Genomic DNA, 15,570 nt, shown 5'->3' on the forward strand with positions numbered 1-15,570 from the left:
GCTCGCTGCTGCTCTCCAGCATCCGCGGCATGATGGGCGGACCGCATCAGCAGGCCTTTGGCGACACCAACGCCCTGGGCGACCGCAGCGCTGGTGGAAGTCCTTGGGGCGGCAGTGACCAGTCCGGCGGCTCGCTCGCGCGCGACGCGGGCCTCGACGATATCGGCTCGAACCGCCGCGACGACTCGCGCCAAGGCTTCTTGGACCAGGCGTCGAACGATCGGGACAACAACGACCAGAATTACAGCGACGATCGCGACGATAACATGGACACGGGCGACGACAGCGATTTCGGCGGCGGCGACGATGGCGGCAGCGATTACGCGTGAGCAATTCACCCGGTAGATGCGAAACGGCCGCCTCTAGGCGGCCGTTTTCTTTTACGGCATTAGCTCAAGCGCCTTGTGTGGCACTGCACGCAGCCGTTCGATATAATATGACTAATGCGCACGGTTGTTGGATTGCACCGAGCTGAACGTTGCCGGACGCGCCCGAGTTCACCATGAGAAACGAAATCGCGTTCTGACGCGCGCGGCCGTAGACTCCCGGATTTCCAAATTCGGACATGGGTGTTCAACTGGAAGAACACGTTGCTCATGCCACACACGATGTGGCTGCCGCTCTTGGCAACAGTCGGGGTTTTAAAATGAGTTCACTTCATCAGCGCATTGCAACCTTATCCGACGTGACGACACATCTCATCACCGAATTGTACGAGTTGGAGGGACTGCACGAGCGGCTCAGGAAGGCAGAGCTGTCGGCGCGGCGGTTGAACCGCTCCGCTCGCGCACCGCATTCCCATTCATCAACTCGTCGTCGCTGCTCCGTTGCCGGGTCGACGCGGCACCGTCAGCGAGCATAGCTGGAAGGCGTTCGCCGGCGGCACGCAACGCCTTCGATGCCGCGCATCGCGAGCCGGCGCGGAGTTGACGGCTCGCTTCAAGCTCATGACGCCTCACATCACCACGACTTTGGTGCCGACATTGACACGACCGTAGAGGTCGATGACATCCTCGTTGCGCATGCGGATGCAGCCGGAGGAGACGTTGGTGCCGATTGTCCAGGGCTCGTTGGAGCCGTGGATGCGGTAAAGCGTGGAGCCCAGATACATCGCACGGGCGCCGAGCGGATTTTCCGGGCCACCTTCCATGTGCCGGGGCAGATCGGGGCGGCGGGCGAGCATTTCCGCCGGCGGCGTCCAGTCCGGCCATTCGCGCTTGGCGGTGATCGACTTCACGCCGGACCAGGTGAAGCCGGGACGGCCCACACCGATGCCGTAGCGCATCGCCCTGCCGTTGCCCTCGACGAGATAGAGGAACTTGTTCGGCGTATCGACCACGATCGTGCCGGGACTTTCCTTGCCGCCATAGTCAACGAGCTGCTTCTCGAATTTCGGATCGAACGGACGCTGCCGCGGATCGACCGCATCCTGCTGGAGCGCGCCTTGCTGAACTCCGCCTTGCATCTGCGGCTCGCCCATCGGCGGCAGACGGCGCTGATCGTAATAGGCCGGCTGCTGCTGATACACCGGCTGCTGCGGCGCGTAGGCCGGACCGCGGCCGGGACCGTCACCGAACAGGAATTCGATGAAGCCGCCGCCCATGTTCGAGTTGGAGGCGACGCGCACCGGCGCCGGCGGCACCTGCGGCGCATAGAGCACCGCGGGCGGATCGTTCGGCGCGGTGTTATCGAAGGCGCTGGCGCTGTTTGCGCCGGCAATGAAGGTGCAAGCGCCGCCGAGCAGCGCGACAGACATTTTCTTGAACATCGACGTACTCTGTACTGTTTCGTCTAGATCACATGCGTCGGGGAAGGCGCCTGGCTGATCGGCCGCCGCGACGTGGTCAATAAAAGGCAAAAGCCGTTTTGTTTGGTAAACGTATCAGGCGTTTGGATTCACCACGTCGTCAAGCGCGGGCCAATTTGGCGATCAGCGTTTATTTTCGATGAACGCAGCGCAGCCATGGTTAATCGCTTCTTTGCGCGCCGTCGCGCGACGCCGCACGACAGTTCGGCTGTGAACTTCGTGTTAAATCGCTTCTGCCTACAAAGACGCGTGAATGAGGTGGGGGGAGTATACTGATGGCTGTTCACCGCAAGCGTTTTCGCGTCGAAGATATCGCCGGTGGCGAAATGCCGATTCTTGACGTAACCGAAGAAGCAATCCCGATGCATAGCGAGATCATGGCCGAGCTGCGTGCGATCCGCGCACAGATGGCGAAGGGAAGTGTGCCCTTGTCCGGCAGCGCAGCCATGGCGGCGATCGACGCCTCCACCGCCCACGAGCTCTCGGAAGCTCGTACCATGCTCGAGACCTACCGGGCGCAGATCGAGCAGTGCGAGAAGCTGAAGGTCGAGCTCGACCTCATCCACGACGCCATCGACCGCACCAAGCGCGAGATCGCGACGCTGCACGGCAAGAGCTTCGACGGCGGCGAGATGGCCAAGGTCAATGGCGAGCTCGGCGCGGTCGTCGGCGGCACCGAGCAGGCGACCCAGCAGATCCTCGAAGCCGCCGAGTCGATCGACCAGGCGGCCAGCGCGATGTCCAAGGTGCAATCGGCCGACCAGCAGAAGCGGCTCGCCGACGACATCCAGGAACGCGTCATCTCGATTTTCGAAGCCTGCAACTTCCAGGATTTGACCGGCCAGCGCATCAGCAAGGTCATGACCACGATGAAGTTCATCGAGCAGCACATCAATGCGATGATGGAGATTTGGGGCGGCGTCGACGCGATCAAGGCCCATGTGCCGGCGCATGTCGACAGCCGCAGCGATGACGAAAAGCTCCTCAACGGCCCCAAGCTCGCCGGCGACGTCGGCCACGCCTCGCAGGACGACATCGACGCGCTGTTCGACTGAGCGGACTTGGCACTCTGAAAAACAAAACGCCGGCGCGAGCCGGCGTTTTTTTGTTTGCCGTCATTGCGAGCGAAGCGAAGCAATCCAGACTGTCCACCGTGGGAAGACTCTGGATTGCTTCGCGGAGCCTGTCATCGGGCCGCTTCGCGCGGTCCCGTCGGCTCGCAATGGCGCGTGGTTAGGCCGGAACCCCGATCACGCCCTCGGCGCGCAGCGGACGTAGACCATGTTGCCGTAGCGGGTGGCGGCGTCCTTGTCGATGAAGCGGGTGATCAGCACGCGGCCATCGAAGGAGATGATCTCGCGGTCCTGGTCGCCCGGCGTCGGGCCGGCGGGTCCGATGTAGTTCTTGCCGCTGGGCGAGCCCTTCAGGCGCAGCTCCTGCGGGGTCGCCTGGTCGGCCAGATGCATGATCACGCCGCCGGAGGAGCCGGCGGTGATCACATAGGGATTTTTGCACTGCGCCCGCGCGGCAGCCTCGGTGCGGGCGCGGTCGGCCGGGTTCTGGAACGAGGCGAGGCCCCAGCGGCCGACGATCTCGTCGGAGCGGATCGTCGCGGGCATTTCCGGGCCGGTGCCGGGCTCAGCCTCGGGCGGCGGCGAAGACGACGAGAAGGACGGCAGGCTCATGCCGCCGCAGGCGCCCAGCAATAGCGCCAGACAAGACGCGGCGGCCAGATTGGCAACCGTGCGCGCGCGAGCTGAACTGATCATGGCATTCCCCCGAACAAGACCATGGCCGCACCCCTCCCGCAGCCAAGCGCAAAACCGCCGCCGGAGCAATGCCGTCGTTTGATACGCCGGCGCCCCGAACGAGTTTCCAATGCCACCATCCTATATCCGCCTCACCAATCGCTTAACCACCTTTGCTTGACAGGATCGCGGCCAAGCCATATTTCCGGGCGCACTATTAGCACTCGGAAAGCCCGATTGCTAAGCGTGCCGTTCGATCCTCGGGAAGAGGGTGGACGGAAGCGCCGCCCCAACCCACTTCCACTCCTTCCGAAGCGAGCCTCCAAAGGGAAACGTCATGGCTAAATCCAAATTTCGTCCGCTGCATGACCGTGTCGTGGTCAAACGTATCGACGCCGAGGAAAAGTCCAAGGGCGGCATCATCATTCCCGACACCGCCAAGGAAAAGCCCTCCCAGGGCGAAATCGTCGCCGTCGGCCCGGGCGGCCGCGACGAGACCGGCAAGCTGATCCCGATCGACCTCAAGGTCGGCGACCGCGTGCTGTTCGGCAAGTGGTCGGGCACCGAGGTCAAGATCGAGAACGAAGAGCTCCTGATCATGAAGGAGTCGGACATCATGGGCGTGCTGGCCTAAGGCCATCCGTCTGAACGGCCGCTGAATGTCATGCCCGGATCGCGCGATCCGGGCATCCATCATTCCGCCGGGTTCGACTTGCGGACCCGGGATTGGTGCAACACAAGCGGCAGACACATCACGAAACACGAGGGATTGCAGAAATGGCTGCCAAAGACGTCAAGTTTTCCGGAGACGCGCGCGATCGCATGCTGCGCGGCGTCGACGTTCTCGCCAACGCCGTCAAGGTGACGCTCGGCCCGAAGGGCCGCAACGTCGTCATCGAGAAGAGCTTTGGCGCGCCCCGCATCACCAAGGACGGCGTCACCGTCGCCAAGGAGATCGAGCTCGAGGACAAGTTCGAGAACATGGGCGCCCAGATGGTGCGTGAGGTCGCCTCCAAGACCAACGACCTCGCCGGCGACGGCACCACCACGGCGACCGTGCTGGCCCAGGCCATCGTGCGCGAAGGCGCCAAGGCGGTTGCCGCCGGCATGAACCCGATGGACCTCAAGCGCGGCATCGATTCCGCGGTTGCGGCCGTGGTCAAGGACATCGAGAAGCGCGCCAAGCCGGTCGCCGCCTCCTCCGAGGTCGCCCAGGTTGGCACCATCTCGGCCAACGGCGATGCCGCCATCGGCAAGATGATCGCCCAGGCGATGCAGAAGGTCGGCAACGAGGGCGTCATCACCGTCGAGGAGAACAAGTCGCTCGACACCGAGGTCGACATCGTCGAGGGCATGAAGTTCGACCGCGGCTATCTCAGCCCCTACTTCGTCACCAATGCCGAGAAGATGACCGCCGAGCTCGAGGACGCTTACATCCTCCTGCACGAGAAGAAGCTCTCGGGCCTGCAGGCCATGCTGCCGGTGCTCGAAGCCGTGGTGCAGTCGGGCAAGCCGCTCGTCATCGTCGCCGAGGACGTCGAGGGCGAGGCGCTCGCCACCCTGGTCGTCAACCGCCTGCGCGGCGGCCTCAAGGTCGCGGCCGTCAAGGCGCCGGGCTTCGGTGACCGCCGCAAGGCCATGCTCGAGGACATCGCGATCCTCACCGGCGGCCAGCTCATCTCCGAAGAGCTCGGCATCAAGCTCGAGAACGTCACGGTGAAGATGCTCGGTCGCGCCAAGAAGGTGGTGATCGACAAGGAGAACACCACGATCGTCAACGGTGCGGGCAAGAAGCCCGACATCGAGGCCCGCGTCGGCCAGATCAAGGCGCAGATCGAGGAGACCACCTCGGACTACGACCGTGAGAAGCTCCAGGAGCGCCTCGCCAAGCTCGCCGGCGGCGTTGCGGTGATCCGCGTCGGCGGCGCCACCGAGATCGAGGTCAAGGAGAAGAAGGACCGCGTCGAGGACGCGCTCAACGCCACCCGCGCCGCGGTGCAGGAAGGCATCGTGCCCGGCGGCGGCGTCGCGCTGCTGCGCGCCAAGAAGGCGGTCGGCCGCCTGTCCAACGACAATGCCGACGTCCAGGCCGGCATCAACATCGTGCTGAAGGCGCTGGAAGCCCCGATCCGCCAGATCTCCGAGAACGCCGGCGTGGAAGGCTCGATCGTCGTCGGCAAGATCCTGGAGAACAAGTCCGAGACCTTCGGCTTCGACGCCCAGAACGAGGACTATGTCGACATGGTCGAGAAGGGCATCATCGATCCCGCCAAGGTGGTGCGCACCGCGCTCCAGGACGCCTCCTCCGTGGCTGGCCTACTGGTGACCACCGAAGCCATGGTCGCCGAAATGCCGAAGAAGGAAGCTCCGCCCGCCATGCCGGCCGGCGGCGGCATGGGCGGCTTCTAAGGCCCATCCTCACCTTGCAGTGTTACGAAGGCCGCCTCCGGGCGGCCTTCTTTTTTGCCGACCCTGCCCCTCCGCTTTCCGATTCAACCGGCGGCCAAAACCCACTACGGTGGCCCCGATTCTGATTGCTCGAGGATTTCGTCGATGCGCGCGCTTCCGGTTTGTTCGACAGCCCTTTTGGTGGCCATACTCGCCGCCTCGCCCGAGGTCGCTTCCGCTCAGATGAAGCTGTCGCCGAAGGCCACGACGCCCGGCGGCGCCGAGACGCGCTATTTCACCTCGATCGACGGGCTGATGGACGGCAATGCCGACGTGATCCTGAAGGAGACGCGCCAGGGCAAGACGGTCACGGCGGCCGTGCTCGACGTCTGCTATCCCGTCGCGAAGAATTCCGACCGCAAGGACCGCTTCGTCGTCAATCTCCAGGTCGCAGGCCAGAACCTGACGGGCACGACGCAGAGCCTCGGCGCGAAGGCGCCGGTCAGCGTCAAGCTGCTGCGCAAGCAGGCCGGGGACATGTTCGAGTTCCGCGGCCAGATCACGATCGGGCAGGCTGTGACCGAGGTCACCTCGCCCGACAATTCCGATCTCAGCGAGAAGGAATTTCTCGACAACCAGACCTCCGATGACGGCATCACCCCGCAGCCGAAGGATTTCACCGACGTCTCGCCAGAGGCGATCGCCGTCAAGGTCAAGCTCGATGCCGCGAACGACTTCCTGAAGAGCCTGAAGGGCCAGGAGGTCGAGGTGACGCTGGCCAGCCTCAATGTCGGCTGCGATGCGCTGCGCGCCGGTGAGCAGACCATCAACATGTCGGTCGATCCGGAGCGCGCGGGAGCGCTGCTGGCAAAGTTCAAGGCGATGCCCGGCGTCACCGCCGCGGGCTGGACCGCCGGCATGACCGAGATGGACCGCACCATCCGCTTCCCCGCCGCCGACTGGCGCGACGGCGACAAGATCAACCGCGACAAGCTCGCGACCGCGATTGCGGGCGTGCTGAGCAGGACGCTGGCGGCAAAGCCGGCCTCGCAGAGCTTCAACCCCGCCACCGGCAAGCTCAAGCTCGTCTTCAAGCGGCCGAACCAGGATTTCCCCGCGCTCGAGCTCACCGACACCATCGAGGTCGCAGGCCTCGTCTCGCCCGACAAGCCCGGCACGACCGACAAGCTCATGCTTTGGATCGGCAGCCCCGCGACGACCACATCCGATGAGAGCAGCGGCGCCAAGCTCAATCTGTCCGATGACGCAAGCCCGGACGAAGAAGGCGATCTGCCCGACGACAACGGCTCGATCGAGGCGCTTGCCAAGGAGCTGAAAGCCCAGCGCTGGGACGCCGACAAGTCGGTGTGGAAGTAGACTCTCGTGCCCCGGACGCAGCGCAGCACGTCAGTGATGCGCTGCTGAGCCGGGCCCCAGAAGCTACGAGCACGTTCGAGGATAGGATTCTGGGTCCCGGCTCTGCGGCGCAGCGCTTACGCGCTCCGCCTTGTCCGCGGGACACGAGCGCACTGCGAAACCTAATTCCCGTTGACGCGAAAGCGCAGCGGCTTGGGACCGACCAGCATGAGCACGTCGCCCTGACGCTTCCAGGTTTCGACGCTGCCGAGCGCGGCCACGAGATCGTCGTCAGCCTGCGCCTTTGCAGGTGGACAGGAACGGTCCTGGATCTGGCCGGGGACGAAGATCACGGTGTTGCCGGCGACCGAGAACTGGCCCTTGCCGCCCTTGCACCAGAGCTCCAGCACGACCTCGCCATTGTCGCCGATCTCGATGTTCGGTATCCGCTTCGAGCCGGGCTGGGGCAGCGCTTCCAGCGTCATCTCGGTGCCGAAGGGGAACCCCTCCTCGGCACGCGCGAGCGTGGACATCGCGAGCATTGCAGCTGCCGCACACACCAACCGCTTGAGCGAAACCATGAGACCTCTCGACCGACCTGACTTGCCGCACCTTCTATAAGACGGCAGCGGTCTTGAGAAGGTTCGCCCATGGTGGATGTAGATACAAAAATCCCCGCGAGGCGAACCTCGCGGGGATTGGCATCGAAGCCTGCGTCGACCGCTACTTCAGCACCAGCGCCGTAAACGGCCAGACATAGGCCTGCAACGTCACGAGCACGCCGACGAGGCAGGCCAGCACGATCGAGTGCCGGAACACGAAGCGCAGGATGGTGCCCTCGTGGCCGTACCAATTGGTGGCGGTCGAGGCGACGACGATCGATTGCGCGTCGATCATCTTGCCCATCACGCCGCCGGAGGAGTTCGCCGCAGCCATCAGGACCGGCGACAGGCCGAGCTGCTCGGAGGTGATCTTCTGCAGGTTTCCGAACAGCACGTTTGAGGCGGTGTCCGATCCCGTCAGCGCGACACCGAGCCAGCCAAGCAGCGTGCCGAAGAAGGGATAGAGCACGCCGGTGGCCGCGAAGGCGAGGCCCAGCGTCGCGTCGACGCCGGACAAGCGCGTCAAGGTGCCGATCGCGAGCATCGCCGAGATCGTGATCAGCGAGATCGCGCACAGCCGGATGGTGCGGCCGTACTCGGTCACGAGTTTGACGGGACCGACGCCCATCAGGAAGCCGGAGATGATCGCCGCGATCAGCATGCCCGTTCCGGTGAAAGACAGGTAGGTGAAGCTGAACACCGCGCCTTCCGGAGTCGGCTTCGCCGCCACCGGCGGCATTTTGTTGATCATCTGGTGCAGCTCGGGGACGGCGTAGTTCCAAACGAAGATCGAGTTCGCCCAGGTCTTGAACCAGCCGCTGCCCCAGATCAGCATCACGATGCAGACGATGATCCACGGCAGCAGCGCGCTCCAGAGCTCCGCTTGCGTGAGCGGGGTTTTGTCGAGCGGCTTCGCCGGCGTCATGGTCGCCGCCGATTCATCGTGCCCGCCCAGCTCCGGCGACAGCCAGAGCTGCCTCGGCTGCCACACCTTCAGGAACAGGATGAGGGCGCCCATCGAGATCAGCGATGCACCGATGTCGACGATCCAGGGATTGATGTGGTTCGAGATCACATATTGCGGAATCGCAAACGACACGCCCGTGACGAGGATCGCCGGCCAGACGTCCTTCATGCCCCTCCAGCCCGCGAACGCCCACACCACCCAGAACGGCACGATCAGCGAGAAGAACGGCAATTGTCGGCCGACCATCGCACCCAAGATATAGGGATCGAGCCCGGTGACCGAGGCAAGGCCCTGGATCGGCGTGCCCAGCGCGCCATAGGCGACCGGCGCGGTGTTGGCGATCAGCGACAGGCCGGAGGCTGCGAGCGGCGAGAAGCCGAGGCCAATCAGGACCGCGCCCGTAATCGCGACCGGCGTGCCGAAGCCCGAGGCGCCCTCGAAGAAGGCACCGAACGAGAACGCCACCAGCAACAGTTGCAAACGCCGGTCCTCGGTGACGCCGCCGATCGCGCGCTTTAGCAGTTCGAATTTCCCGCACCCTACCGTCACCTGATAGAGGAAGATGACGTTGAGGACGATCCAGCCGATGGGGAAGAACCCGGTGACGATGCCCAGCACCGAGGCGCGGAACGACATGTTCGCGGGCATGGTGAAGACGAAGATCGTGATCAGGTTGGTCACGATCACGGCGATGACCGCTGCGATATGGGCCTGGACGCGGCCGCTCGCGATCAGGACCAGCAGCGTCACGACGGGCACTGCCGCCGCGATCGTCGACAGCACCGGGCTGTGCAGCGGGTCATAGATTTGATTCCACATGGTCTTCCTCCCCACGCATGTTTGCGGCAGGGTGACCCGCGTGGAGAGCCGATCCTGCTTGACGCTGGAAGCGATAACCCCCGAGTTGGACGCGAATTCCTCGCGGAGGCGGCGGTTCCCGTCCGCTCACAAGCTCGCGAAATCCTGAAGCACCCTGCCCCGCGCCGTCGAACCCCATGCTAGGGTTGCAAGCTGCGACAAGCCAACGCAAATTGCAGACCTTGCGACTTTAGTCTAAGCGCGCCCATTTCCGCCATTGCCTCAGCCATTTGGCTCTGGGCCGTTATGCACATCCCCTGAGGAGACCCAGCTCTGTGAAGAACATCCGCGCCACGCTCGCGATCGTCTGGCGAATCGCCGGCCCCTATTTCCGATCGGAGGACAAATGGGCCGGCCGCGGCCTGCTTGCCGCCGTCATTGCCATGGAGCTGGCGCTGGTGGCGATCAATGTTCTGGTCAGTCAGTGGCAGAACCGATTCTTCAGTGCGATCCAGGGATATGAACTGGACCGGTTCGTCAGCGAGATTTGGATCTTTCTTGGCCTTGCCTTCACCTTCGTCGCATTGGCGGTCTACAAGCTCTACCTGAACCAGTGGCTCCAGATTCGTTGGCGGCGCTGGCTGACGCAACATTATCTCGGCGAATGGCTCAACGGCTCGACGCATTACCGTATGCAGCTCAAGGGCGACGCCGCCGACAATCCGGATCAGCGTATCACCGAGGACGTCAAGAATTTCGTCGAGCAGACCCTGACCATCGGCCTCGGCCTGCTATCGTCGATCGTGACGCTGGCCTCGTTCGTCGTCATTCTCTGGGGTCTGTCGGACAAGGCGCCGCTGCACATTTACGGTACCGATATCGTCATCCCTGGTTTTCTAGTCTGGTGTGCGCTGGTCTACGCAATCCTGGGTACGGCGCTGACGCACTGGATCGGTGCCCCGCTCATCAACCTCAATTTCGAACAGCAGCGCTTCGAGGCCGACTTCCGCTTCAACCTGATCCGCGTGCGCGAAAATTCGGAGCAGATCGCCCTTTTGAAAGGTGAGAGCGCGGAGCGGGGGAATCTGCTGCAGCGCTTTGGTTTCGTCATAGGCAACTGGTACGCGATTATGAGCAGGACCAAGCGCCTGACCGCTTTCACGGCAAGCTACAGTCAGGCTGCAGTGATCTTTCCCTATGTGGTGGTGGCTCCAGCTTACTTCGCCAAGAGAATCCAGCTCGGCGACTTGATGCAGACCGGCTCGGCGTTCGGCAGCGTGCAGGATGCGCTGTCGTTCTTCGTCACGGCGTATCGCTCGCTCGCGGAATGGCGCTCGGTGATTGCTCGTCTCGATGGCTTCGAGATGTCGGTCAGCTCAGCAGCCACCGTCGCGGCGCACGAGCCGGCCATCAGCGTTGCGCCAGGGAGCGCCAAGGCAATCACGCTCAAGCAATTGCTGGTGAACCTGCCAAACGGCGAGCCACTGGTCAGCGCCGATGCCTTCATCGTCCGGCCGGCAGAGCGAGTTCTAGTGACCGGACCGTCCGGTTCCGGCAAGTCGACGTTGTTTCGGGCCATTGCCGGCATCTGGCCTTTCGGCGACGGAACGATCGCCATTCCTGAGAAGGCCAAGCTGATGATGGTGCCGCAGCGGCCGTATTTCCCGATCGGCCCGCTCGGGGATGCCGTGATCTACCCCTCCGATCATGGCACAATCGCGCCCGAAAAGATCGCGGAAGCGCTGACAGCGGTAGGCATGCCGCGTCTGGCAAAGCGGCTTGCCGAGGACGGTCACTGGAACCGGATGCTGTCGCTCGGCGAGCAGCAGCGCCTGGGGCTCGCCCGCGCGCTGTTGCATGCGCCGGATTATCTGTTCCTGGACGAGGCCACGGCGTCGCTGGACGAGCCGTCCGAGGCCCGGCTGTACCGGCTGCTGGCGGAGAAGCTGCCGCAGGCGACCATTGTCTCGATTGGCCACCGCTCGACGCTCGATGCCTTCCACACCCGCAAGGTGACAATGGTGACGGACGGCGAGATCCACGTCCTCGGCGGCGAACGGGCTGCAGCGGAGCCGAGCGCGGCGCGCTGAGGCGCACGACAATCCGCGTTGCGTTCTGGTCTCAGAACGGAGCCAAGCCTTCACGGCTGCAAGGCGCCAGCGGCTTTTCACCGGCATTTCTGCGGCGTCATGGCCGGGCTTGTCCCGGCCATCCACGCGCTCATTGCGCGACGGTGCCAAGAAACGTGGATGCCTGGGACAAGCCCGGGCATGACGTTTGCGGAGAGACCCGGCCCCAAAGCAAAAGGGCGGCAGATTGCTCCGCCGCCCTCATCAAGTCATTTCAGGAAGAAACTTACTTCAGGTTGGTCATCGCCGTCAGGTCGAATGAGAGCTTGGCGATACCGGCGGCGCCGCACCAATTGGAGCCGACGCCAGTCGGATTGATGTTGCTGAAGCTGCCGTTGAAGCCTGCCGTGTAGTCGCTGGTGAACGCGTTGCAGTTCGCTTTCGAAAGGTCGGTGTCGGAGTAACGCAGGTCGAGCGTGAACACCTTGTAGGTGAAGCCGATGCCGATATTCCAGGTGTTGTAGTCGGCGTACTTGATGCCGTTCGGGAACGGACCGGCGAAGCCCGGCGCGGCGAAGCCAGTGCCGTAGAACGAGTCGGAGGTGCCCAGGAATTGGCGGCCGAACTCACCCGAGACGTACATGCCGACGCCGCTGGAGCCGAAAATGGTGCTCGGCGCGGTGTACTTGGCGGTGATCGACACATAGTCGCCCCACGCGCCGGAGTTCAGGAAGCTCGGCGTGTAGTACTCGTTCAGGCCGACGGTCCAGTTGTCGTTGATGGTGTAGGCCACCTTGCCGTAGACTTCGAAGAAGCTGACATCCTTCTTCATCACGTTGCCGTTGACCAAGGCGTTCGCGGCGCACTGCGCGCTGAGCGGGTTGCCGGCCGTGTCCGTCGGCGCGCCGTAAAAGCAGGTGCCACCCGGATACAGATAACCCCAGACACCGATGTCGAAGGCGAACGCACCGAAGGTCGGGCGGATACCGCCGTAGACGTCGATCTCGGCCGCGGCGCGGTTCGGGAAGGAGATGCTCTCACCGGCCAAGCCGACATAGAGCTGCAGGTCCTTGGTGACGTTGTAACGCGGCTCAAAATAGGCGGCGACAGACGGCTTGTGGTTCGACTGGGTGATACCGCGGAAGATGTAGTCGCTCATGATCGCGCCGCCGAAGGCGATATCCCAGGGATCGAAGGCGGGCGGCGGCGGGGCTTTCAATGCCTTGACCGGCATGTCTGCCGCGAAAGCCGAACCCGTCACCATTGCCAGCGCCGTTGCCAACAAAGCCACTTTTTTCATTTCGATCCCCATCGCCAGTTCTTAGACCCAGTCAGATCCCGTTAGCCCCCCGGGGCGCTCGACCTGATTGCAAATTACGTATCTGCGGCAATGTGAATTGAGGGGTGCGAACGGTGAAGCAAAAAGCGCGGGCATCTGCCGACTTTTTAGGCGTTTTGACGATTCCACGGAATGTTGTCAGCCTGTGTGGCTTCTAGATCACATTATTTGCATTCGAAGGTGCGCAGGAGGCCCGTGTAAATCCGGGGATCGTCGGGCAGCGTGACACCAAGGCTACGAATCAGGCCGGCGCGGCGAAAGGCTGCATCCGAATCTGCTTGCGACGATGCAAAAAGGCCGCAGCGCCCAGCGCTGCGGCCTTCCCATTTGCGGATCGTTTAAGAGGAAACGAGAGGCCGGGGGACCTACCCCTGTCCCTCGGCCGGCGCCGATTCCGCAGAAGACGAAGGCATCGCCCAGCTTGTCTCGGCGGCAGGCTCGGGAGCCGGAGCTTCCACCGGTGCTGATGGCTTCGGAGCAGGAGCTGCCTTCGCTTTCTTCGGTGCCGCTTTCTTCGCGGCCTTTTTCGGTGCGGCCTTCTTGGCCGACTTCGTCGCAGCCTTCTTGGCGGCTTTCTTCGGGGCTGCCTTCTTGGCAGATTTCTTCGCAGCTTTCGTTGCAGACTTCTTGGCAGACTTTTTCGCGGACTTCTTGGCTGCCTTCTTCGCGGTCTTCTTCTTCGCCGCTACGACCTTCTTAGCCTTTTTGGCCTTCTTGCTTTTTTTCTTCTTCGCTTTCGCCATCGTGGTCCTCCTGTTGCCGCCGAACAATGGTCGATCGGGCGTCTTTCTGCCGTCACCTGCGGACGAAAGCTCAGCTTTTGAAAGCTCAAACTTGCGCGTTCAATGCCGGCCGCGACCCGCCCGTAGCCCAATCGAGAAGCTCAATCGTGTGTACGACCGGAATTGATGTGCCACTGGCAATCTGCACCATGCAGCCGATATTGCCCGCAGCAATCATGTCCGGCTTGACGCTCGCGATGTTGGCGACCTTGCGATCGCGCAACCGGTCCGCAAGCTCGGGCTGGAGAATGTTGTAGGTGCCCGCCGAACCGCAACACAAATGGCTCTCCGGCACATCTTTCACCACGAATCCATTCTTGGAAAGCAATTCTTTCGGAAGGCCCGTGATTTTCTGCCCATGCTGCAACGAGCACGCGGAGTGATAGGCGACCACGATGTTGTCCTGTCGCGCGGTGGCCGCAAGTCCGAGGCCGGCGACGTATTCGGTGATGTCCTTGGCAAGCGCGGACACCTTCGCCGCATCGGCTGCGAACGCCACATCCTCGCGCAGCAGATAGCCGTAGTCCTTGATCACGGTGCCGCAGCCGGACGCCGTCACCAGGATGGCGTCGAGCCCCTCGCCGGCCGCTTCCCGGCACCACGCAGCGATATTGGCGCGAGCCCGTGCCAATGCGTCGTGGTCGTTGCCGAGGTGATGGGTCAGCGCGCCACAGCACTGCTCGTCCCGGACCAGGACAACCTCGATGCCGTGGCGGGTGAGAAGGCTGATGGCGGCCTGGTTGATGCGCGGCGCCAGCACCTGCTGGGCGCAGCCTTGCAGCAGAGCGACCCGGCCGCGTCTCTTGCCGAGCGCGGCAAACACGCTGCCGGCGGCGGGCCCCGGCGATGGCAGCCGGTTCGGCGCCAGCGCCAGCATCGCCTTGATGCGCTGGATCAGTCCGGGCGTGGCCGAGGGCCGGGGCGTCGGCAGGAAGACGGCAAGCGGGCGGGCCAGCCGCGCCAGCCACATGCTCGCGCGAAAGCGCTGCGGGTCCGGCAGGACGAAGGCCAGCACCTGGCGCAACAACCGCTCAGTCAGCGGCCGCTGATAGCGCTGCTCGATCCGGACCCTGGCCTGGTCGACGAGGTGCATGTAGTTCACCCCTGACGGGCAGGTCGTCATGCAGGCGAGGCACGACAGGCAGCGGTCGATATGCTTGACCACCTCGGCGGTCGGCGCCAGGTCCTTCTCCAGCATCTCCTTTATCAGGTAGATGCGACCGCGCGGGCTATCGAGCTCGTCGCCGAGCAGCACATAGGTCGGGCAGGTTGCGGTGCAGAAGCCGCAATGGACGCAGGCGCGAAGGATCTTGTCGGCTTCGGCGAGGTCGGGGTCGGCGAGCTGCGCCAGTGAGAATTCGGTCTTCATGCCAAAGCACCCCGCCTCAAGCGTCCCCGGTTGAGAATGGTCTTCGGATCGAAGCTGGCGCGCACCCGCTCGCTTAGCGCCGCGATGCCAGGCGCTTGCGGATGGAATACGTCGACATCACGCCTGACGTCCTCGGCCGCCCGGATCAGCGTGGCATGTCCTCCGAACGCGTTGGTGCGCTGGCGCACGGACGGGGCATGCGCGTCCGGCTTCGGCGGCAACGCCGCCCAGATCAGTCCGCCGCCCCAATCGTAGATCACGTCGCCGCCGGTCTCGCGTGCCAATTGGGTGCCGAGCGCCGCGCCCGACGCCGGCGGACAGACGATCCGCCACACCGGCCAGGCG

The 15,570-nt window shown here is 63.7% G+C and carries 12 protein-coding genes and 2 pseudogenes; 6 read left to right on the top strand and 8 right to left on the bottom strand.

The window, feature by feature from the left end; genetic code table 11:
* Window positions 1–329: pseudogene (locus CWO91_RS36840) on the top strand (DUF2076 domain-containing protein); the annotation flags it as partial.
* 626 nt (window positions 330–955) lie between these two features.
* Here the strand turns inward: CWO91_RS36840 and CWO91_RS36845 are convergent.
* Window positions 956–1,768, bottom strand: a complete 813-nt coding sequence (locus tag CWO91_RS36845; RefSeq protein ID WP_130220347.1) for a L,D-transpeptidase — start codon at window positions 1,766–1,768, stop codon at window positions 956–958.
* 314 nt (window positions 1,769–2,082) lie between these two features.
* Between CWO91_RS36845 and CWO91_RS36850 the strand changes: the two genes are divergently transcribed.
* On the top strand, window positions 2,083–2,862 hold the full coding sequence (locus tag CWO91_RS36850) for a protein phosphatase CheZ (RefSeq protein WP_130220348.1): 780 nt from the start codon (window positions 2,083–2,085) through the stop codon (window positions 2,860–2,862).
* A gap of 195 nt (window positions 2,863–3,057) precedes the next feature.
* Here CWO91_RS36850 and CWO91_RS36855 read toward each other — a convergent pair whose 3' ends face one another.
* On the bottom strand, window positions 3,058–3,576 hold the full coding sequence (locus CWO91_RS36855) for a hypothetical protein (protein WP_165405970.1): 519 nt from the start codon (window positions 3,574–3,576) through the stop codon (window positions 3,058–3,060).
* A 316-nt stretch (window positions 3,577–3,892) separates the two neighbouring features.
* Here CWO91_RS36855 and CWO91_RS36860 point away from each other — a divergent pair, with 316 nt between their 5' ends.
* The 3 genes from CWO91_RS36860 to CWO91_RS36870 all read left to right on the top strand — a co-directional run bounded on the left by CWO91_RS36860 (window position 3,893) and on the right by CWO91_RS36870 (window position 7,320).
* Entirely contained in the window at window positions 3,893–4,189 is a 297-nt protein-coding gene (locus CWO91_RS36860) for a co-chaperone GroES (protein WP_091886950.1), read from the top strand.
* 143 nt (window positions 4,190–4,332) lie between these two features.
* On the top strand, window positions 4,333–5,964 hold the full coding sequence (gene groL / locus CWO91_RS36865; RefSeq protein WP_128931374.1) for a chaperonin GroEL: 1,632 nt from the start codon (window positions 4,333–4,335) through the stop codon (window positions 5,962–5,964).
* Window positions 5,965–6,108: 144 nt separating this feature from the next.
* Window positions 6,109–7,320: a hypothetical protein gene (locus tag CWO91_RS36870; RefSeq protein ID WP_130220350.1), complete on the top strand. Its 1,212-nt coding sequence runs from the start codon at window positions 6,109–6,111 to the stop codon at window positions 7,318–7,320.
* A 161-nt stretch (window positions 7,321–7,481) separates the two neighbouring features.
* Here the strand turns inward: CWO91_RS36870 and CWO91_RS36875 are convergent, their stop codons facing one another.
* Window positions 7,482–7,880, bottom strand: a complete 399-nt coding sequence (locus tag CWO91_RS36875) for an META domain-containing protein (RefSeq protein ID WP_130220351.1) — start codon at window positions 7,878–7,880, stop codon at window positions 7,482–7,484.
* 142 nt (window positions 7,881–8,022) lie between these two features.
* Window positions 8,023–9,687, bottom strand: a complete 1,665-nt coding sequence (locus CWO91_RS36880) for an L-lactate permease (protein ID WP_130220352.1) — start codon at window positions 9,685–9,687, stop codon at window positions 8,023–8,025.
* A 314-nt stretch (window positions 9,688–10,001) separates the two neighbouring features.
* On the opposite strand from CWO91_RS36880, the gene CWO91_RS36885 reads away from it, so the two are divergent.
* Window positions 10,002–11,756 (top strand): ABC transporter ATP-binding protein/permease, encoded by a 1,755-nt coding sequence (locus tag CWO91_RS36885; RefSeq protein WP_130220353.1) that lies wholly within the window; start codon window positions 10,002–10,004, stop codon window positions 11,754–11,756.
* Between the two features lie 265 nt (window positions 11,757–12,021).
* Here CWO91_RS36885 and CWO91_RS36895 read toward each other — a convergent pair whose 3' ends face one another.
* The 4 genes and pseudogenes from CWO91_RS36895 to CWO91_RS36910 all read right to left on the bottom strand — a co-directional run.
* Window positions 12,022–13,035 (bottom strand): TorF family putative porin, encoded by a 1,014-nt coding sequence (locus CWO91_RS36895; protein ID WP_130220355.1) that lies wholly within the window; start codon window positions 13,033–13,035, stop codon window positions 12,022–12,024.
* A gap of 404 nt (window positions 13,036–13,439) precedes the next feature.
* A complete protein-coding gene (locus CWO91_RS36900; RefSeq protein WP_130220356.1) occupies window positions 13,440–13,817 on the bottom strand; it encodes a histone in 378 nt (125 codons plus the stop codon).
* 85 nt (window positions 13,818–13,902) lie between these two features.
* Entirely contained in the window at window positions 13,903–15,225 is a 1,323-nt protein-coding gene (gene glcF, locus CWO91_RS36905; protein ID WP_130220357.1) for a glycolate oxidase subunit GlcF, read from the bottom strand.
* Window positions 15,222–15,570, bottom strand: a pseudogene (locus CWO91_RS36910) (2-hydroxy-acid oxidase); the annotation flags it as partial. The gene glcF and the pseudogene CWO91_RS36910, both read right to left, overlap by 4 nt.

It is taken from the genome of Bradyrhizobium genosp. SA-3, from assembly GCF_004212635.1.
Classification (GTDB): Bacteria; Pseudomonadota; Alphaproteobacteria; order Rhizobiales; family Xanthobacteraceae; genus Bradyrhizobium.